The sequence below is a fragment of the Pseudomonas sp. FP1740 genome (assembly GCF_030687165.1).
Taxonomy (GTDB): Bacteria; Pseudomonadota; Gammaproteobacteria; order Pseudomonadales; family Pseudomonadaceae; genus Aquipseudomonas.
The window spans coordinates 3,116,158-3,136,981 of the sequence record NZ_CP117461.1 but is presented as its reverse complement, the minus strand read 5'-3'; the positions used below and the strand labels follow the sequence as shown (position 1 = coordinate 3,136,981).

16 protein-coding genes are annotated in these 20,824 nt (G+C 57.5%); 11 read left to right on the top strand and 5 right to left on the bottom strand.

Annotation, left to right across the window (positions count from 1 at the left end):
* Positions 1 to 71: 71 nt before the first annotated feature.
* Complete coding sequence (locus tag PSH69_RS14205; protein ID WP_305412609.1) at positions 72 to 992, top strand: LysR family transcriptional regulator; 921 nt, start codon at positions 72 to 74, stop codon at positions 990 to 992.
* On the opposite strand, the gene PSH69_RS14200 is transcribed toward PSH69_RS14205, so the two are convergent.
* Positions 985 to 1,236 (bottom strand): hypothetical protein, encoded by a 252-nt coding sequence (locus PSH69_RS14200; protein WP_007983592.1) that lies wholly within the window; start codon positions 1,234 to 1,236, stop codon positions 985 to 987. The genes PSH69_RS14205 and PSH69_RS14200 overlap by 8 nt on opposite strands.
* 166 nt (positions 1,237 to 1,402) lie before the next feature.
* Here PSH69_RS14200 and PSH69_RS14195 point away from each other — a divergent pair, with 166 nt between their 5' ends.
* Positions 1,403 to 1,720: a YqjD family protein gene (locus tag PSH69_RS14195; protein WP_019649979.1), complete on the top strand. Its 318-nt coding sequence runs from the start codon at positions 1,403 to 1,405 to the stop codon at positions 1,718 to 1,720.
* A gap of 23 nt (positions 1,721 to 1,743) precedes the next feature.
* Here PSH69_RS14195 and PSH69_RS14190 read toward each other — a convergent pair whose 3' ends face one another.
* Positions 1,744 to 2,784: an Ldh family oxidoreductase gene (locus PSH69_RS14190; protein ID WP_305412606.1), complete on the bottom strand. Its 1,041-nt coding sequence runs from the start codon at positions 2,782 to 2,784 to the stop codon at positions 1,744 to 1,746.
* Positions 2,785 to 3,013: 229 nt separating this feature from the next.
* Between PSH69_RS14190 and PSH69_RS14185 the strand changes: the two genes are divergently transcribed.
* Positions 3,014 to 7,876 carry a dermonecrotic toxin domain-containing protein gene (locus PSH69_RS14185; protein WP_305412604.1) on the top strand — a complete coding sequence of 1,621 codons (4,863 nt, stop codon included), beginning with the start codon at positions 3,014 to 3,016 and terminating at the stop codon, positions 7,874 to 7,876.
* A gap of 131 nt (positions 7,877 to 8,007) precedes the next feature.
* Positions 8,008 to 9,009, top strand: coding sequence for a FecR family protein (locus PSH69_RS14180; RefSeq protein ID WP_305412602.1), 1,002 nt, complete (start codon positions 8,008 to 8,010; stop codon positions 9,007 to 9,009).
* A 56-nt stretch (positions 9,010 to 9,065) separates the two neighbouring features.
* On the opposite strand, the gene PSH69_RS14175 is transcribed toward PSH69_RS14180, so the two are convergent.
* Positions 9,066 to 11,411, bottom strand: a complete 2,346-nt coding sequence (locus PSH69_RS14175; RefSeq protein WP_305412601.1) for an acylase — start codon at positions 11,409 to 11,411, stop codon at positions 9,066 to 9,068.
* Positions 11,412 to 11,645: 234 nt separating this feature from the next.
* Here PSH69_RS14175 and PSH69_RS14170 point away from each other — a divergent pair, with 234 nt between their 5' ends.
* Positions 11,646 to 12,047, top strand: a complete 402-nt coding sequence (locus PSH69_RS14170) for a fe2+ zn2+ uptake regulation protein (RefSeq protein WP_305412599.1) — start codon at positions 11,646 to 11,648, stop codon at positions 12,045 to 12,047.
* Here the strand turns inward: PSH69_RS14170 and PSH69_RS14165 are convergent.
* A complete protein-coding gene (locus PSH69_RS14165; protein ID WP_018926107.1) occupies positions 12,037 to 12,225 on the bottom strand; it encodes a hypothetical protein in 189 nt (62 codons plus the stop codon). The two genes, PSH69_RS14170 and PSH69_RS14165, sit on opposite strands and share 11 nt — an antisense overlap.
* A 158-nt stretch (positions 12,226 to 12,383) precedes the next feature.
* Here PSH69_RS14165 and PSH69_RS14160 point away from each other — a divergent pair, with 158 nt between their 5' ends.
* From PSH69_RS14160 to PSH69_RS14135, 6 genes are all read left to right on the top strand, one after another.
* Positions 12,384 to 12,521 (top strand): hypothetical protein, encoded by a 138-nt coding sequence (locus PSH69_RS14160; protein ID WP_305412597.1) that lies wholly within the window; start codon positions 12,384 to 12,386, stop codon positions 12,519 to 12,521.
* A 298-nt stretch (positions 12,522 to 12,819) separates the two neighbouring features.
* Positions 12,820 to 14,061, top strand: a complete 1,242-nt coding sequence (locus PSH69_RS14155; RefSeq protein WP_305412831.1) for an MFS transporter — start codon at positions 12,820 to 12,822, stop codon at positions 14,059 to 14,061.
* Positions 14,062 to 14,082: 21 nt separating this feature from the next.
* Entirely contained in the window at positions 14,083 to 15,213 is a 1,131-nt protein-coding gene (locus PSH69_RS14150; RefSeq protein ID WP_305412596.1) for an acyl-protein synthase, read from the top strand.
* A 1-nt stretch (position 15,214) separates the two neighbouring features.
* Positions 15,215 to 17,617: an aldehyde dehydrogenase family protein gene (locus PSH69_RS14145; RefSeq protein ID WP_305412595.1), complete on the top strand. Its 2,403-nt coding sequence runs from the start codon at positions 15,215 to 15,217 to the stop codon at positions 17,615 to 17,617.
* 39 nt (positions 17,618 to 17,656) lie between these two features.
* On the top strand, positions 17,657 to 18,946 hold the full coding sequence (locus PSH69_RS14140) for a phenylacetate--CoA ligase family protein (RefSeq protein WP_305412594.1): 1,290 nt from the start codon (positions 17,657 to 17,659) through the stop codon (positions 18,944 to 18,946).
* A complete protein-coding gene (locus PSH69_RS14135) occupies positions 18,946 to 19,908 on the top strand; it encodes a GNAT family N-acetyltransferase (RefSeq protein WP_305412593.1) in 963 nt (320 codons plus the stop codon). The genes PSH69_RS14140 and PSH69_RS14135 overlap by 1 nt, the downstream gene beginning before the upstream one ends.
* Here the strand turns inward: PSH69_RS14135 and PSH69_RS14130 are convergent.
* Positions 19,897 to 20,823, bottom strand: a complete 927-nt coding sequence (locus PSH69_RS14130) for a LysR family transcriptional regulator (protein WP_305412592.1) — start codon at positions 20,821 to 20,823, stop codon at positions 19,897 to 19,899. The two genes, PSH69_RS14135 and PSH69_RS14130, sit on opposite strands and share 12 nt — an antisense overlap.
* Position 20,824 lies beyond the last annotated feature (1 nt).

Genomic DNA, 20,824 nt, shown 5'->3' with positions numbered 1-20,824 from the left:
CGTTAATGAAGTGTTGCTCATTCTCCGGCGCCACCTGATCATGAATAAAGCCCGACTGACTGCTGAATGATATGAACCAAATGAATATCGCCACCATCGATCTCAACTTGCTCAAAGTCTTCGAAGCGCTACATGAGGAGTCCAGCGCCAGCCGCGCCGCCCTGCGTCTTGGCGTGACGCAATCGGCGGTCAGCGCGGCGTTGCGTCGGTTGCGCGAGGTGTATGGTGATCAGTTGTTCGTGCGCACCGGCCGAGGTCTGGCGCCGACGCTCAAGGCCGACCAGTTGAAACCGGTGGTCAGTGATGCACTGAACAAATGCCGGCAGAGCCTGGCCATGGTCGATCCTGCGGCCCATCACTACGACGGACGCTCGGTCACGGTGGGTTTGTCGGATGATTTCGAAATCGCCTACGGGCGACGATTGATCGAGGAAATCGCTCACCGAGCGCCGAAGCTGCGGCTGATCTTTCGCCAGACCCATAGCCAGATCGTCGCCCGGGCCTTGATGGAACGCAGCATCGATCTGGCGATCACGGCAGGCGGGTTTGCCGAGCGTTTGCTCAGCCGTCAGGTGCTGGGTGAAGGGGGTTATCTATGCCTGGTGGATCCTCTCAGCCTGGCCGAGGGACAACAGAGTCTCAGCCTTGATGAGTTCGTCACCCGCGAACACATTCTGGTGTCCTCGGGCGGTTTTATCGGGATTACCGATGAAGGCCTCGCCGCGTTGGGATTGAGTCGGCGGGTATGCGCATCGACCACCCACTTTGCCGCGTTGCCGTATCTGCTCAAGGGCAGTCAGGCGGTGGCGACCATTCCGGCCCATGCGGCGCAAAGTATTGCGGCACTGTGCGGATTGGCGTTGCTGCCCTGCCCTTTGGCGCTGCCGCGTTACCCGATCGAACTGGGCTGGCGCACCAGTGCTCAGCTCGATCCGGTGGTGTTGAAAGTGCGTGAAGCGATTGCCGCGATTTTTTCCGGGGCGTTTATTTAGCGGCCATCAGCCGATTGACTTCACTGCGCACCATGTTCGCGAATTCCGGGGGCGACATGCCGTCGAGTTCGGCGCGTACCCACTCGGCCCATTTGCCTTTGCGCTTGGCGCGCTCACCGAACAACCGTGCGGCTTCGCCCTTGGCTTTGCCCAGGTTGTTTTGCCAGAGTTCGAACAGACGGGATTTTTCATCTTCAAGCGCGGCGCGCTCGGCAAGGGGTTTGTCGGCCAGATTGAAGCTCATGGGGAATTACCTGCTGCGTAAAATAGGCGACATCTTACACTGTAGGAAGAAATGTCCTGCGCTGGATTTTTCGTCAGGGGTGAGCCACCGCGCAAAATGGCTGCAACTTTTGCCACGGCGGCAGACTCCATTGTTCACTGTCCATTCACCAGCAAGGAGTACTCCAATGGCGCGCAAAATCATCGATCAAGTCGCCGAAGATCAAATCAAGGATCAGGTCTTCAGCGAACTTCAGTCCCTGATCGAAGAGTCTGAAAAACTGCTCAAGAGCAGTGCTTCACTGGTCGGTGAGGAAGCGGACACCCTTCGTGGGCAAATCGCCCAGAAACTCCAGCAGGCCCGGGACTCGGTAACCAGTGTTCGTGAGCGGACCAGGCCCGCGGTCGACGCCACCGAAACCTACATCGGCGGCCATCCATGGCAAACCGTGGCCATCTCTGCGGGTTTCGGCCTGGTGGTTGGTCTGTTGTTGGGTCGGCGTTGAACCATTGATCTGTGGGAACGGGCTCAGAGCCCGGCCAGTTCCCGCAGATTCGCCAGCGTCTGTGGATCGAGCGCAATGCCTTCAACATTGGCTTTGGCGCGTTGCAGGTGACGCCGATCCCCCGGTAAACGCTTGAGCCCCACACCATGCATCTGCCGGACCAGTTCCTGACTGCGTTCGGCAAAATTCTGCCCCGCCGCTTTGCTCGGGTCGATCACGATCAGCAGTTGCCCGGTCCAGGGGGTTTTGGCCCCCGGATGGTTCGACCAGTCGAACTCGAAAGAAAAATTGCCACCCGTCAACGCCGCCGCCAACAACTCCACCATCATCGACAGCGCCGAGCCCTTGTGCCCGCCGAACGGCAGCAACGCGCCACCTTCGAGAATGGCTTTCGGGTCCTGAGTCGGCTGGCCGAGGCTGTCCACACCCATGCCCGCTGGCAAGCGTTCGCCTTTACGCGCGGCGATCTGCACGTCGCCATGGGCGATGGCGCTGGTCGCCAAGTCGAAAACAATCGGCGCACCGCCGGCCCTGGGCGCGGCGAAGGCAATCGGGTTGGTCCCGAACAGCGGACGATCGGCACCGTGCGGCACCACACAGGTCATGCTGTTGACCACGCTCAGCGCCACCAGCCCTTCATCGGCAAACGGCTCGACGTCCGGCCACAAGGCGGCGAAGTGATGGGAATTGCGGATCGCCAACACCGCAATGCCGGCATTGCGGGCTTTTTCCACCAGCAAGGGCCGCGCCGCCGCGAGGGCCGGTTGGGCAAATCCATTGCCGGCGTCAACCCGGACAAAACCCGAGGCCACGTCCTCGACCACCGGCACGGCCTGGCCATTGACCCAGCCACTCTGCAACGTCGACACATAACCGGGAATACGGAAAACGCCGTGACTGTGAGCCCCGTCACGCTCGGCGCCGGCGCAGTTGAGGGCAAGCGTTCTGGCGACATCGGCCGAGGTGCCATGGCGCAGGAAAATCTGTTCGAGCAATTGAACAAGCGCGTCGAAATCGAGGGTTTGGGTGTTCGAGTTGACGGCCATTTCAGGCGATGCGGTCATCTGAAGCTCCGGTTTTATTATTGGGTATGGGCAACAGGTCAAGCGAGGTTGCAGGGCAACCGAAAAAAGTCGTCGATTAAGCGCTGTTTTACCGGCGTCCTGTCAAGCCTGCGACAACGGATCAGCTCAAGCAATATGTACCGCACCCGGACTTTCCATTGGTCCTACTGTTTTCCCTCGACCCAACGACCTGCGATCGCCATCGATCGCAGCCTATCGAGGAAAACTCATGACTGCTCCACCACTGCCGTATTTTTTCGACGAGGCAGAACGTGCATCCAGTGCCAGGCGACTCGGCGAGCGCGAGAAAGCGCTGCATCTCACTCTTGACGATTTGAAATGGTTGAAGGGTGGTGTTTATCTCGCCACCCACGAGATTCGCGCAGCTCAAAAGACTCCGATGCAAATAGATCGGTTGATGTTGAAGATGCCCGATGGGACCGACATTCCATTGGCCGGTGCGTTTTGCATGAGTCACCCCAAAGTCGAAGACGACGTCAAAAACGAACACAAGGCCAACGGCGAAGTCATCCTCTACACACCGTGGAAAGGTCTCGTCAAATACGCGGACATGACCGACCTCATCGAGAAACTCGAGGAACTGCTGAGCCAGGACGACGGCAAGCAGGCGCTGTTGCGTTATCTCTCCATCGAACAGCGGGCGACTGCATTGGCCGCCATGGGCTTGACAGTGATGACGCAAAAAATCGAGGGGGCGGGGTTTCAGGACCAGGAGCAGATCCTTGATCGCAACCAGACGCAAAACATCCAGACGATGCTGGCAGAACTGGTGAAAATTCCGTCGCTGCAATCGATGTTGGACGAGCTGCTCAACATCGCCTTGGCCAAGCATTTTCCCAAACTGGACCAGCGCCATACGCAACTGGATAGTTTTATCGACAGCGCGTCTCCCTCCTCCAATACCGACAACCCGGAAAACCGGCGCAAGCTTTCTTCGCTGTCTTTGAGCGATGCCCTGCTGCACTTCTACCTGACCAATCAATGGCCGGATGGCGACATCAGGACCTTCTCCAACCCCGGCCACGGTGTGAGCAGCGACGCTGATAACCAGACCTGGGAACTCGAGGTAAAAGAGATCGCGCAAAGCTTCACGCCCCATCTGCAAAGTCTGCTCGAAACCTTCTGGAATTCTCCCATGAGCAGCGGGCGGTCCCGTTCCGACTTTTTCGCCGAGGGCATGCGGGATGCCTACCATGTGGATCTGCTGCGAAAACGTCAGCAAGGTATTTTGAACACCACTGAATATCTGGAGTTGATGAGCGTCAGCGGCGCCGCGCCTACGCCAGCCCTGCCGTTACGGGTCGAGACAGTTCGTGTCAGCGCCCTCTACAAACATTACGTGGAGCTCGCTTCCACCTTTATGTGCGGTAACTCGGACACCTTGGGCTACCTGTACACCCACTCCTCAGGCATCCAGGCCAGTACCGATCTTGCAGCGATAAAAGACACGATACTGACCATGCTCAAAAGCGAGGGGCACGAGGACAATCTGCTTAATTTCATGTCCCTCGAGGAACGCGGCACCTTCCTGTCGCTTGAGCCACAGGAGCGCCTGATCATTGCAGAACCGATTAGCGGCCAGGTGTTTGAGCGACTCATTGAAGATGTCCGGGCCAAGCAATGGCAGAACCTGACCTACGCCCTGAGCCGGTACCGGGAAAGCGAAGGCACGCTCAATGTACATGCGTTGCTCGACAATGCGCTGGATGTACGGGGCCTGATCGACAATCGCCTGTTGACCGGCGACGCAAACGGCCGCTGGAGCACCCGGGCCGATCAGCGATGGAATGCCCGACCGGCCACCGTGCGTGCTGAATCGGCAAAAGAACAACTGGAAAGCCTCTCCACCGTCAAGCAGGCACTCGAGCAACAGCTTGATAAACACCCGTCCATTTCGGTTAAAACGTTAGCGGCGGCACAATCCCTCACCCGTTCGTCCCTTGAGCAACTGCAACCCAAGTTTGTGCATACCCTGACTACCGCATTGCGTAGCGAGCACAAGCTGCTGGGTGTCATCCGCGCGCTTGGGACGACGGAACTGGCGATGATCAAGACGGTGCTAGAGACGCCGGTCCGGCTGCAACGCGCAGCTCTGAACGGGTTTCTGCCGGATGTCTTTTCCCTTGCGCTCAAGGCCGGCGACTCCGGTGACTTGCTCGATCTCGCCAGTTGTTTTGTACTCACCGAACGCGGCGGCCTGGACCCGACCCACTCCGGCAAGGCGATTTTATGGACCCCCGCCTCGGGATTCGAAGCCTTTTCCGCCCTCACACCGCTGCTGACAGCGTTCAATAAACGTTTGCAGAGCGAGGACGATCGCCCGGCGATTCTGGAGAATCTCGAAAGAAGCCAGCGAATATCGGGGCGCACCTTTACCCTCGCGCCATTACAGCTGATTCATGAGAATTTTCTGGATCACGTACAAAAACCATTTGTTCGGCTGGATCAACTGTCCGTCGAACGCGCATTGGCCTCCCCACTGACCGAACCGGTCCTGAAGAATCTACTGAGCCTGGTGGCATTGCATAAACCGATGACGGGGCTGCGTCGGGCAACAGACCTCGCGCGCTCTCTGACGACACAACAAAAGCTTCCGGCATGGTTGGCCAAAGCGTCCATACAGGATCAGAGACTGCATGCAGAACTGCTTCAGCAATATCTGAACAATGCCCGGGACGATAAGGATTACCTGAGCGGCGTGCGCTCTCTTGAACGCACGGCACAGTTCGAGTTGAAAGAGTTACTCAAGGCCGATCAATTGGCCATTGATCCGGACAACGTCCAGGTGCAGGTTGCCTCGCGCCTGATGTCCGCGGCAAAGACGTTAACACTGTCGGCTTTTGCATTGACTCACTTTGATGAACTGGACAGTGCCGACTTCAAGTTGAAGTCACTCACCTCTGCCGCCATCCCTGCCAAAATGGACAAGCCTTACATCAAAGGCCTGATACGAAAGCTGAATGTCGGTCAGTTCCACAAAAAATTTGTGGAGGCGGCGCTTGCCGAAACCGGCACCGCTGCGAAATCCTGCAGACAGCTGTTCGCCGCCCAATTGCCCTGGCAACTGCTGCACTACGCGCATTCGCTAAAACTGCAGGAACGCCTGAGCGAAACCGGGTTCGACCTCGTTCGGCAGGTCATGGACATGCCCGATGCAATCGCCCGCGAGGCCGTCAACGGCACGAATGCGATAATCCGTCCACTTGAGCTTCTCTTCGGTAAAGACCAGTCGATCAAAGTCCCGGGAATGTATTTGATCGGCCCCAAACAGAACACCCCGGGACCCGAGGTGCTGATCGCGCCCTATAGCCCTGAGCATGGCGTGAAGGAATATGAAAGCGAAAAGCTGTTGCTGACCGAGCTCAAGTCACAAGGTCCATTACAAAGTTGGGTGCGCAACAGTCTTTCGGACACTGGCCGCACACATTACGACACCCAGGTGACGGGTACGAACGCGTCCGGCACGATCAGTCTGGCCTTCAAGCCTATCAAGGGCCATCTGTTCAGGCACCTGTTCAACGAAAATATCAAACTGCTCGCACGACTGTTGGGCACCCAGTCCAACAAAGACGCTCAAGGCGAGTGGGAAACCGTAAAACGTGTATTGGGCGACGATCTGGAACAGGCCTATACGTTCCTGATGGGCAAACTGGCCTACCCGATTGTCGTGTGGCGCAGCTATCGTGAGGTCAAGCAGTCTGCGGAGGAGCTTCAACAACACAAATGGGGCCCGGCGATCACATCCTTTATCAGCGGCATCACGCAACTGGCGATGTTGCGCCAGTTAATGGAAGGCCAGGCAGAGCCCTCTGCAGCGGCCAGCGAGTCTTCTTCCTCCGCAACCAGTGCCAGCCTTAAATGGCAGGACATCGCCACTACCGATCCCGCACGCACCGGTTTGCAGAACCACGAGCACGTTGATGCCGACCTTGGCTCAATGACCCGGGACACCGCCCTTGGGCTCTACACGCACCCGACCACACAGAAAAAATACGGTGCGGTTGAAGGAAAGGTCTATCAACTCGAAAAACGTGGCCTGCGCTGGCGCATCAGCGGTCCGGACGGAAGCGGCCCCCATGTTGCTCGGAACGCTTCCAAACAGTGGGTACGGGAGCCGGACGAGCTGGTTCGGCAGTACAGCTTAATCAAGAGGTTGAAAACGTGGAACGCTGTCCGTGCGGGGATGAACGTCGAAGCCAGCGGAATGGCCGAAATACGCCGGCTCTTCCCTGTGCGGGCACGGCTGATCGATGAAGGCCTTGATTACGCAACCACCTATGCGTGGAACGGTTTTCGTAACTTGCAACTGTTAAAAAAAACAGGCGACACAAAGACACCGGTTCATCAGCTCGTCAGGAGGTTTCTTGATGTGGCGGAGATATCGCCCGAGCATGTGACGATGATCCAGAAGGTCGTAGAGGGCATCCTCGGTGCCTTGTTGGACCCGACCCTCAGGAACGAGCAGTCGGAACGCTTCGTCACCGGGAGAGCTCACCCCGGAGACCGGGACCATATGTTTGCCTTCACGATCCCCACCGATCAGCAGAAAAAAATCTACCTGGCAGAGAAATATTTTATGCCTTACATGGATCACTACCGTAATTACATGACCGATGCCACGTTCCCGATCCGTGCCCACGCCCGAGCAACGACGTTGATCCACGAGCTGTCGCATGTGATTTGTGACACGGAGGATATTGCTTACATGGATGCAAGCAGACCGTTTGTCGACCTGATTGATACCACTACGACTCGTGGCAACCATTTGAGCAAGGCGCTGACACAGCTTCAGAAGGAAGCACTTTCAATCCATACCCCCTTATCCGAACTGTTCGCCGTTTTGAATGACGATACAAATGTATGGGAAGATTTTGGTCAAACCTTCTACGAGGAAACCAACCGTACACGTGACCGGATTTTGAGTTTGACCGGAAAAAAAACGCTGGCCGAAGCACGCACGCATTTCAAAAAGGATGCGACGACAAGACTGGCTGTCCAGCTGGCCAATGCTGACTCTGTCGCTTGGCTTATCTCTCATTTGGGACGTCAACTTCACGTCGACACCCCCTGAAACGCGGTCACCAGGCACTGGCGCAATGTCAGTGCCCTGAAAATAACTTCGACTTTGATGGGGAAATGCCATGACGGTTGTTCTCGCAGACTTCCCCTCAAGGTTAGAATGCAGGAAATCAGGAAGAGTCAATGACCGACCACTCTCTCTCACAAGCCCAATACGACGCCATCACCGATGCCGCTGCGCACTGGTGCATGCGTCTGCACGCCACCGACTGCACGGCAGAGGAACGCCTGGCGTTCGAGCAATGGCGTGATGCTCATCCGCTGCACGCCTTCGAGTACGAAGCCATGCTGGAGATCTGGGATGTTGCGGGGGATTTGCCTCGTCCCGAATCCGCTGCGCCGGTTGTTCGGGTCAAACCGACAACACCCTGGCGCACTTTCGGCATCGCAGCCGCGATCTGCGCCCTGGCGCTGCCACTGGCCGCGTATACCGGATGGAACCTGGGGTGGCTGCCCAATGCCTACCAGCATTTCGAGGCGACCGATAATGTTCGTCAGGTCACGCTGGGTGACGGCAGCCAGGTGGAGCTGAACCTGGGCAGTGAACTGACGTTCAGCAACTACAAGGATCAGCGTCGGGTCACGCTGAAAAAAGGCGAGGCCTTCTTCAGCGTCAGCCACGACCTGCAGCACCCGTTCATTGTCAGGGCGGGCGACGGCAGGATTCGCGTCACCGGCACCCAATTCAATGTCTGGATGTATGAAGACCAGGTACGCGTGAACCTGATCGAGGGTTCCGTGCTGGTGACCAGCAACGATGCCCTGCCCGGCGACGGTCTACGCCTGGAACCTGCAATGCAGGCACGTTACAGGCACGGCGACTTCACGCCACAAATCAGCCAGACCGATGCCAACGACCAGTCGCTGGCTTGGCGCAGCGGTAAACTGGTGCTTGATAATCTGGCGCTGACCGACGCCCTGCCCTTGATCAATCGTTATCTGAACAAACCGGTGATGCTCGCGGACCACAGCGCTGGTTCGATTCGCCTCGGCGGTATCTACAACATCAAAGAGCTCAATAACCTGGTGGCTTCGCTGCCCAAGGTGCTGCCGGTCTACCTGACCCGCAACAAGGACGGCAATCCAGTTCTCAATTCGATGCCGCAGCAAGCCCCAAAAAGCTGAAGGCCACCACCTTTGCGGGGTGCGGCCTTCACTTTTTCATTTAAACGCTATCGCTGTTACTGCGCGGCGACCTTCCCTGCTTTTTCATCCTGCTCGCGGATCGTCTGAGCCTGGTACTGCGGATCAGCCGTGATCTGCTGCTCGGTAAATGGCAACACACTCAACTGTTTCTTCGAAAAGGCCTGTGTCTGGTCCCGGGAATACTTCGACGCCGGATCACTGGACAACGAGAATGCCAGCAAACCCTGAGCCTGCGGCCCCTCGTCATCGAACGTCACCACCTGCAAATAGCTGGTGCCACTGACGACTTCACGTTTGCCGTCGGTTCTCGGCACACTTTGAATGGCGTTATACACCCCCAGCGTGCCCGGCCCGCCGTGGATCGGCGTTTGCTGCCCGCCACTGCTGGCCACCTGGATATCGCCCCAGCGGCTGTCGGCCTTCAGGCCAAGGGCCTTGACCTTTTCTACCGAAGCCAACATCGCCGCCCGAACCGCTTGGGCGACTTCCGGCCGTTCGGTTGCCAGGCCACTCGGGGTGTGTTGCGGGTCCTTCGTATCGAACGCCACACGCCAGAAGTCAGGGGTTTGCTGCAACGCCAACATGACGTTCTGAAAATGCACAAAGCCCAGCCCACTGTCCAGATTCACTCGGTGATCCCAAGCCTTGAGACTCGCACACAAGGGCGTCAGCGTCGGCGCATCGGTGCCGAGGTCCGCAGCACAGAATTGCAGCAGGTCCGGCATCACCAGGGCCGCCTGATACACCTGATCGTCCATCACCATGTGTTGCAGATCCGCCGCCGCTATAGGGCCCGCCTTGTTCAAAAAGCTCAGGCGCTCCAGGGCGAAGCGCGAACGCAGCCCCAATGGCTGGCTGTCCTGACTGATCAATGGCGAGAAACCGGTGAGCAGTTGTGCCGGGTTAGCCATCCAGGCCGAATCGTTGGAATGCTGCACAAAATCCTTGCGCAACAGTTGCGGCAATTTGTCTGCGGCATAAATGCCTTGTTGCGCGGCGTGCGGGTCGATGTCCCAGGCGCAGGCGCTGTTGGAGCCATCGAGCAAGATCATCTGCAATCCGGCTCGAGGATCGCTGCAGTTGGCCAACTTGTCAGCGCTGACGTTCGGCACCACTGACAGGTTCATGTAAAGCGTCTGCCCTTGATCATCCACCGCCAGAGTGTTGACCCACGGAATCCCCTGGATCTTGTGCACCGAAGCCTGTAAATCCTTGAGGTTGACGGCACGGTTCATCGCGTACCACTGCTGCAAGACCCGGTCGTTATCCAGGTTGGCATCGCGCAGGCTATAGGCGAACTGATTGTTCCAGTCCAATTTTCCGGGCCATTGCACAATCGGCCCGAACGCCGAGCTATAGACCACATGGGAAATCTGCCGGGTCTGGCCATCGGGTTGCTTCACGCTGACGACCAGCGTCTGCTTTTTCATTGGCAAGGACTTGCCATCGAGCAGGTAGCGGGTCGGCTCCTTCGGATCGAGTTGCAGGCGATACAAGGTGAAATGCTTGGACGAATCCACGGTGTGGGTCCATGCCAGATGCTGATTGAACCCGATGTTAATCATCGGCAGACCGGGCAACGCGGCGCCCATCACATCCAGTTTGCCGGGAATGGTCAGGTGCATCTGATAAAAACGCATCCCGCCCGCCCAAGGGAAGTGCGGATTGGCCAGCAGCATTCCGCGACCGTTGAACGAACGCTCGCTGCCAACCGCCACGGCGTTGCTGCCACGATCCAGAGCGAAGCGTTGCATGCGCGATGCCGCCAACTGGAACGACTCCGGGTCGCCTGCCGCATGAGCGACGGCTTTAGGCGGAGTCGCGCCGGCCAGTGCTTCGGCAAACTGACCCACGCCGCCTTCAACCAACAATCGACGAGTCAACTTGACCAGGTCCTGGGCGGTAATTGCGCGCACCCATTCGCCCTGGCATTGCTGCGGTAAACCTTGCGCTCGACGCTCTGTCAGCGAACGGTTGTAACCCGCCACATAACCTTCAATGAGCTCACGGACTTCCGGAGTTTGCGCCTGCCAGAAACCGGCGACAGCCTCAGGGGTGTTCAGCCAGTTGAAAAACAGATCGCTGGCCAGGTTGCCGCGCTCCTCGAGCGTCACCTGCTCCGGGCCAAAATACCGCGAACGCTCGCCATTGACGGTGACGATCTCATTGGCCAGCAAGCACAAGTTGTCTTGAGCGTAGACATAGCCAATGCCATAGCCGAGCCCGCGCTCGTTTTCGGCGCGGATATGCGGTACGCCGAAACTGGTTCGACGGATGTCGGCCGTCGCCTGCTCTGGCTGACTGCGCGCGTTTGCCGCAAAGCTCAGCCCCAGAAACACACCCGCCAGGCTCAACCTGGTTAACTGCCTGGAAATAATCACGCTCGCTCCTGATCGAAAAGACGTATGACACGCAATGCGCCTTCCAGAAAAACGAAGCAAACACCAAAAAAATTAGGTCTTTGAGGGCATCCCCGATGCCCTTCTCACAGAGCGCTGACGTCGCGGCGACAAATTTTCTACATGCAGGTCTTCATTATTTCCCGGCTCGTTCGTCTTATTGATCAAGAGCACCCATCACATTTTCATGATCAGGCTCTGGAAAGGAGTTTTTGCATGTACAACCCGCAACTGCCAACGGCTGGTAGCCATGCATCAAAGGGCAGCGCCATGAGCTCCGGTGCTTGCAATCAACAGACCGAACGCCAGGGCAACGAACGGATCAGGTTTTTGCTCAAGTGCTTTGGCCTGCGGACCAGCCTGATTCGCCTGAAAGTCATCGACGCCTTGTTAAGCGCCGCCGAAGGCGACCGCAGCCTGGGTGTGCGCGGTGTGCACAGTCATTTGCTGGACCTGAACATTCCCCTGTCCTTTCTCAGTGTCCGCGAAGTGTTGAAACGCCTGTGCAGTGAAGGCGTGATCACGCTCAATCCAGACAAAAGCTACAGCCTGCATCCACAAGCTGTAGCCGTCCTTCATGGTGAGCAATCAGGCCAGCAGGCGTCGCTCAAGGCTTGACCTTGCGACGCATCACGCCATTGATGACCACCACGACCACCGCCACGCCAATGGCGATGTACTGGAACAGCTTCTCGCTGATGAACCCTGCGTTCTGCAGCCAGGAAAGGCCGAACATGATCCCCAATACCACCAGGGAAATCAGAATCGAGTATTTCAAACGTTGCGACTGGGTCATTACGGGTTCCTGAACCAAAAAAATGTATCCGGTTTGTATCCGATTGCATACCAAACCCCTACAGTTCTGTGCGAATGCGGGGCTGCAAATGGGGTCTCATGTTACAGCCGATGAAGAGTTTTGACTTCATTGCGGCGATAACCATGAGGATTTTTAAAATGTTCCGTCGAATCACACGGCTGATTCCACTGCTCGCCCTCCTGACCCTGAGTGGCTGCATCATTTTTCCTAATAACGGCTGGCATGGCGGCCACCATTACGACCGTGACGGACACGGCTACTATCAGCGTCGATAACGTTAAACTGCTTTCTTGACCAGCGAATAACTTACCATTCACTCACAAGATGAAGAAATCACCCTACAAGTCGCGTATAAATGCCTGCTCTATAGCGGGCATTTTTGTGTAGGACTATTCCTATTCCCGCTGTAGTCTTATTTACAAAACCCCACTCCTCTTTTCCCTGAACTTCCAGCCAGACACTTAACGAAAAATTTTGAAACTCTTAGCCTCACATAAGCACATGTAATTATTCATGAGCCATGGTTACTCTTGCTCTGCTGCCTTATCCAACTCCAGCACCAACGGGAACACCATGCGCAAACTTTTGATAGATATAAGTCCGCCTCGATTATTTGGTTTTTGCCTTGCAATCACTCTTTTCGAACTACTGACTTATATGGCCAGCGATATGATTATGCCGGCCATGTTGACCGTAACTCATCAACTGGATGCCAGTCCGAATCACGTTCCATATGCCTTCAATCTTTACTTGATTGGCGGCATTCTGCTGCAGTGGCTTATCGGACCATTGTCCGATCACTTCGGTCGTCGCAGGCTGCTGCTCATCGGTTGTGCAGTGTTCGCCCTGGCCTGTGCCATGGCGTTCTACGTGCAGAGCATTCTTGCCTTTAACGGCTTGCGCCTGATTCAGGGCATCGGATTGGGATTTGTCATTGCAGTCAGTTATCCAGCCCTGCAAGAAGTCTTCTGCGAAGCCGACGCGGTAAAAATCATGGCGTTGCTGGGGAACGTTGCGCTGCTCTCCCCACTGCTCGGCCCCCTGCTCGGCAGCCTGGCGCTGGAATGGCTTTCCTGGCGGGAGCTGTTTTTAGTGTTGGGTGTCGGCGGCGCGACGGTCTGGCTCGGGCTTTACCTGTTCATGCCGGAAACCGTGGGCACTGTACGCCAGGACGGTCAACAATTGGCCGCAGTGCCCTTTGAATGGAACGGCACTGTGCGCCGATACACCGCGTTGCTCACCAACACACAATTCCTGAACGCTACCGTCGCCCTGGGACTAATGAGCTTGCCGTTGATTGCCTGGATCGGCTTGGCGCCAATCTTGCTGATCCAGAGCCAGGGACTTTCTCCTCTGCAATATGGCCTGTGGCAAATCCCGGTATTTGCGGCCGTCATTCTGGGCAATCTGATACTCAACCGATTGATTGCCAACACTGAACTGCCCCAACTGATTCGATATGCGCTCTGGCCATTTTGCGGCGGGCTCATTGCATTGATCACCATAACGTTCACCGGTGCTTCAACGGTGCTGTTGGTCAGTTGCCTATCGCTTTACGCCATCGGTCTCGGCATGAGCAATGCCGCGCTGTACCGGCTCGCCCTGTTCTCCAGCGATGACAGCAAAGGCCTGGTCTCGGCCATGATCGGCATGATCTCCATTGCCGTCATGGGTAGCGGCGGCTCGATCATTGCCGCTCTGGGTGCCGGTGACAGCCTTGAAGCTTTCGCCCTGATGGCCGGTCTTACGGGACTCTTGTGCCTGGCGCCCTTACGACTGTTTCTGCACCGCTCTCATATCACGCTTGCCGTCTGACACCCCCCCATAGGTCTTTTGATGATCCATCTACCCCACGCCGATGCGCTTTGCGCGTTAACGCAACCCTATTGCCTTGAATCCATGCCCGAAGGCCTGTTCGACCGGGCCATGGGTGAAATCAGCCTGTTTCATTGTCATCACACGCCCGGATATGAACGCTGGCTGAACGCCAATGGGCTTGATGCCAATGCTTTGGAAGCACTGGATGACTGGTCAAGGCTGCCACCGATTTTCGCCAGCTACTTCAAGCGTCATTTGCTGTTCGGCCCCACAGGCGAGAACGCGTTGGAGCTGACATCGTCCGGCACCAGCGGCCAGAAGAGTCGCATGCGCTACGACCATCGCAGCATGACCGCGGCACAAGGCATGGTGAGCCACATCTTCCGGCATTACGGCTGGGATACTCCGCACACCCCCTGCAATTACCTGCTTCTGAGCTATGAACCCGAGGCGGCCATCACGTTGGGCACGGCCTACACCGATCAGTTTCTTTGCAGCTATGCCCCCATCAACCGAGTCGTTTACGGCTTGCGCCTGACCGGAAAAGGTCACGAATTCGACCTTTTCGGTGTAATTCGTGCCTTGCAGGAGTTTGCCGAGGAAGGATTACCCGTTCGCATTATCGGTTTTCCGGCATTCCTTTCGCACGCGCTTCAATGCATGGAGGACACCAGCGTGGCCGATTTGCAGTTGCCTGCCCAGTCACTGGTGTTTCTGGGAGGTGGCTGGAAAACCCAGGCCGCGCAGGAAATCCCCCTGCATCTGCTATACGCCCGAGTCAATCGGCAATTGGGTATCGACCTGTCTCGCTGTCGGGACGGCTACGGCGCTGTAGAGCATGCCGTGCCCTATATCCAGTGCGCCCACCATCATTTCCATGTACCGATCTACTCGAAGGTTTTCATGCGCAACCCATCCGACTTCACTGTCCAGCCCTACGGCCAGCGCGGCTTGCTGGAGTTCGTTTCCCCCTACATTTCGTCCAGCCCCGCTCATGCGGTGGTCATGAGTGATCTGGCGACATTGCATCCCGGCTCCAGTTGCGGATGCGGCCTGACGACCGATTGGTTCGAACTGCATGGACGTGCCGGCACCACCGCCAGTCGCAGCTGTGCCATGGCCGCTTCAGAACTGATCGGGGGGGCTTGATATGTACCTGATCAATGGCCAGTTGCGTGATGACGTCACCCCGCATAGCGCCCTGCAACTCCTTCAAGAGTCATTGCCGCGACTGCTTTGCGCACCGATCGATAGCGAGACCGTCATCGAGTCCGCCGCTCGCTTTGCGGCGCAGTTGCAAACTCGTAGCCTGGATCTGTCCCTCGACGACGATCAATATCAAGGGCTGATCGATTTCTGCCAACACGGCAACCTGAGCACCAAGCTTGAGCGGGAACTGGGCCAGCTACCGCGTTCGCTGCGACGCATCGACTACCGGCAGCCGTGCTTCGAAAGCTGGCACCCGTTGGGGTTGGTGGTGCATATCACCCCGGGCAATGCGCCGATGCTGGCGTTCTGCGCGATCCTCGAAAGCCTGCTGGCCGGTAACATCAACTGGCTTCGCCCCAGCTCCAGCGATCAGGGTTTAACCGCACAGTTGCTCGCCGCCCTTGTGCAGTGCGACACCAGCGGCAGACTGGCCGAATTCGTAGCGGTACTGCCGGTGAACACCTCGTGCATCGCTCAACTCTGCGCCAAGGCCGATGGAGTTTCCGCCTGGGGCGGGGAAACGGCGCTTAAATCTATCCGTCAGCAGATCCCGTCCGGCTGTCGCTGGATCGATTGGGGACACAAAATCAGCTTCGCTTATCTGTCACCTGACGCGGCGACCCCTTCGGCGCTCGATGCGTTGGTGGATGAAGTCTGTCGACTGGATCAGCAGGCGTGCTCCAGCCCTCAATGGGTGCTGGTGGACAGCAACGATCCGGCCGTCCTGCAGAACCTCGGAGATCGACTGGCCGAAGCCTTCATCCGTCGCGCCCCACACTGGCCGGCGTTAACGCCGACAGATCAGGAAGCATCGGAAATCACTACCCGAACCGCCATGGCGCGGCTCGGCCAGTGCTTTGCCAATCAGACCGGCCAGGTGTGGACCGGCCTCGGATGGCGTGTCATCTGGGAGCACCATCAAACGCTCGCGCCGTCACCACTGTTTCGTACGATTATGCTCAAACCGGTTCCGCAGCACCTGCTCGCCGAGACGCTGCAGCCCTGGCGCAATTTCCTGCAAAGCTGCGCGTTGATGTGCTCCTCGGCAAAAACGCCCGAGGTCGTTCGAACATTGGTCAATGCTGGCGTCAGTCGCATTGCGCCTTGCGAGTCGATCCATGACGGATACACCGGCGAGCCCCACGATGGCGTCTACGCGCTGTCGCGTCTGAGTCGCCGCCTCTCGGTGAGTTTGCCCCCGCATGTGTCGACGGGCCGCGCGACGCTCGACCCGGTTCCGCCTGCCCCTGACACATCTAATGACCCGATCATGGACAAATGCACTTTTATGGCCCAGCCGATCGGGGCCGCCGCACAGCTGTACTTCCGTTCCGGCGGAAGCAGCGGGACGCCGGCGTTGGCTGGATTCAGCTATCAAGACTTTCAACGACAAATGCGCGCCGCAGCCGATGGCATGTTCTGCGTTGGCCTCGATCCGTCTATGGACCGGGTGATGAACCTGTTCTACGGCGGCAACCTTTATGGTGGTTTTTTCAGTTTTTCCAACATTCTTGAACAGATGGGTGTTGTGCATTTGCCCATGGGGGCTCCCCAGGACGATGACTTCAGCGAAATCGCCCGACTGATCGTGGAGCAGCGTGTCACTGTGCTGATCGGCATGCCCAGTACGCTGCATCGCCTTTTTCTCAAAGAGCAGGCCCGACTTCGCGCTTATGCCGGTATCGGAAAAGTATTCCTTGGCGGCGAACATCCAGGAGAAGCCAGTCGGCGCCTGATGGAAAGTTGTGGGGTGTCGACGATTCGCTCCGCCCTGTATGGCTCCGTCGATGCCGGCCCCCTGGGGCATGCCTGCCGGGCAACGGCGGACGGCGTATTCCATTTGATGAGCGAAACCCAGCATCTGGAAATCGTTCAGCTCGAACAGGATGTGCCGGTACAGACCCATGAGATCGGCCGGCTGCTGTTTACGTCCCGCGCCCGGCAAGGTCAGCACGTGCGCCGATATGACATCGGCGACACCGGCCGCTGGATCCCCGGAGCCTGCCCTTGCGGACTGGAGACGCCACGATTCGAACTGCTGCAGCGGCACGGCAAGCTGGTGCGCATTGGCACGGAATTCATTGCGCCTGCGGCGCTGGAACTCAGTGTGGGATCCCCCATTCAAGTGGTCCTGGACCACAACGCCGACGGGATCGAGCGAATGCACGTTCTCGCGGATGCAGATGCCACCTGGGTACACGAAAAACTGCTGACCCACGAAGCCTTGGCGAATGCGGTGCGCGCTGAACTTTTAATTGTGGAGGTGACGACATGCGCTGAACAAGCATTCACCCGAAACAAACACAGTGGCAAAACACCGTTAATTATCGATCAACGAAAATAAAAAAGTCGACGCAAGACGCTCACTATAAAAGAGAACGCCGTGAAGCCAACTTACTCGCTTGAACAACTTGTACCTTATATAAGACAACACTCCAACTTCTACCGCAAACATCTGGAACACTTGCCCGCGAACAGGCTTACTTTAAAAGATCTGCCATTAACCAATGTGGCCGACTATTGGTCCGGTAGCAACGACTTGAGTCATTGGTCAGTCCTGACCGGAGATGTCAATGATGCACTGGTATTTAAAACCGGCGGCTCGACCAGCCAGGGCAAACTTGCGGTTTACTCCTCCGAGGAATGGCAAACTTTGGTCAGCACGTTCGGCGCCAGCCTCTCAGCTCAACTGAACAACGGCGACCGGGTTGCCAACCTGTTTTTTTCAGGGGATCTCTACGCCAGCTTTCTGTTTATCCACGACTCCCTGGCTCATGTCGGGCGACCTATCTGTGAGTTTCCATTTACCGGCAGCGTCGAGCTCGACGTACTGGCGGATGCCATCGCACGACATCGGATCAATGTTCTGGCCGGAGTGCCGGCACAGTTACTGCGATTCGCGGCTTACCTGGCGCAGCATCGGCTTGTTTTGTGCGGGGTCGAGACGCTGCTGTACGGCGGCGAAAGCCTGTTTACCGCGCAGTTGGCAATGCTCGCAGAAGTGTTCCCCAACGCACGCATTGCCTCTATTGGCTATGCCAGCGTAGACGCCGGACTCATTGGCGCCAGCGATCGCGACTGTGCATTGGGCGAGCATCGGGTATTCGAACCACAAACCCTGCTGGAAATCATCGATGAACACACTGGTGAAGTGATTGAAGAATGCGATCGCATCGGGTTGTTGGTACTGACCAACCTTACACGCCAGCTCATGCCGCTGCTGCGTTACCCGGTAGGAGACCGTGCTTGTTGGCGTGAACCGACCACAACCCCGATGCGTAAATTCGCCCTCAAGGGGCGCAGTGCCCATAGTCAACGTATACGAGTAGGTGTGCTGTCGCTGTTTACCGAAGAAATACACGAGATCGTTCAGCGTGCAGCACGCACTGAGCAATGGCAATTGCTGATCGAGCAGACCGGTCACAAAGATCTGTTGAGCGTGAGATGGGTGCCTGAACCTCACTTGCAAACCGTCGAACCGGATCGCCGCGCATTGCGTGAGGCGCTGCTTGCCCACTACCCCGCCATCGACGAGCTAAGCCGCGAGGGTCTGCTGGAGTTGCGGGTGCTGACCTGCACAACCACAGAGCTGAAGCTTCACCCTCGCTCGGGCAAACAACTCAGGGTGGTGGATTTGCGAGTGTATGACACTCCCTCGCTGGAGGCTGTGTGATGACCCGGTTGACATTTCGCGCTTACCGCCCCTCCGACGCAGGTGCCGTGAGCCACCTGTTCCGAGAGGTCTACGGCGATCATTACGTTCAGCCGGATGTCTACCTGCCGAACATGATCAGTCAGCACCACGCCGCGGGGCGCTGGCAATCGATGCTGGCCGTGGACGACGCACGCGTTCTGGGGCATGCCGCATTGTGTCGCGACACGCTTTCGAATACCGCGGAACTGGCCCTCAGCGTGGTCCATCCCGCCGCACAGGGACAAAGTATCGCAACCCGCCTGGGCCGAGAGTTATTGAGGCAGTCAGGTTCTCTGGGGCTCACGAGCGTTTCGATCAAGCAAGTGACCCACCATCCCTACACTCAACGCATGGCAGAAAAGATCGGTTTTCACAGCACCGGATTGCTTCCCGACTATGTCCCTTCGCCATTCGCTGAACCACTCCCGGAAACCATCGTGATGGGGTGTCGCATGGTCGAAGGATGCGAGCACCCGCTCCCCGACATCCCTTGGCCCGAACGCTACCGGGTGCTCATGAAGCACCTGTGCTCGGTGTTCGGAACCCGGCAGGCTATAGCGTCACGGTCAGAGATGCCTTTGCAAATAAAGCAACACCAGCATCGGTTCGATATTGTCATTCCTCGCTTGAACAGACACTTGCTCCAACAGCTCTGGCAGCTGCCCAGGCAGTGGACGATCTGCGCCAGACTCGAACTGTCCCGGCACTTCACACGAGACTTGCGAAGCTTTTCGGCGCTGGGCTTCGCCTTCACCGGCCTGATGCCCACGCTGGGTGGCAATGGCTGGTGCGCCCTGTTTCATCGAGGTGTCCAGTCTCGCCCCCTCAAGCTGAACTGCCCACACATGCAACAGTTGCATGACGATCTACAGCAGAACGCCAACGCCACGATAGGCCACCGCTGCGCCGACGTCCCCATAGGTGCCCGCTCAGCCGCGTGAGTCTTCTCTGTAAAAACCATTACCCGACTGAGCGCAAAGCTCCACCAGCCAGTCGACAAATACCCTAACCCGCCGGGACAACTGGCGGTGAGGAGGATAGAGCGCCGTCAGCGGCATACCCGGTGGCGGCACATCCCTCAGGACCTCGATCAAACGTCCCTCCTTCAATTGACGGGCAACGTGATAATACGGAGCCTGGACCAGGCCATATCCCGCCTCACACGCCGCCAGATAGCCATCGGAGCTGTTGACCGCGACGTGCTTGGGCAGGTCGATCAACCGCAACTGCCCATCGACGACAAACTCCAGTCCGTAGCGTTTGCCCGTGCTATTGGAAAAGTACTCCACCATCTGATGCCCCTTCAGATCCTCCAGACACCGCGGAGTCCCGCAACGTTGCAAGTATTCGGGACTCGCACACGTGACCTGATCCAGTGTGACCAGCGGTCGCGCCACCAGTGATTCGTCCAGGGCCGAGCCGCCCCGCAACACGCAATCGACACCTTCGCGGATCAGATCCACAGGCCGGTCATTCAAACCGACTTCCAGCTCGATCAAGGGATAGCGTGCAGTGAATTGCGGCAATGCCGGGATCACCATCAAACGCCCCACTCCCGCCGACATATCCACTCGCAACAAGCCTTTGGGGTTGTGGCGAGTAGCGGAAAACACGGCTTCGGTTTCCTCCAGATCGGCCAGCAACCGCACGCAACGCGGGTAATAGGCTGCGCCATCGAGCGTCAGGCTGATTTGCCGGGTGGTGCGTTGCAGCAGTTGCACGCCCAGGTGGGCCTCAAGTTGCTTGATCAGAATGGTCACGGAGGCACGCGGCAATTGCAGGCTGTCCGCCGCCTTGGCGAAGCCGCCCAGTTCGACGATTCGCGTGAATACACGCATGGCGTTTAAACGATCCATG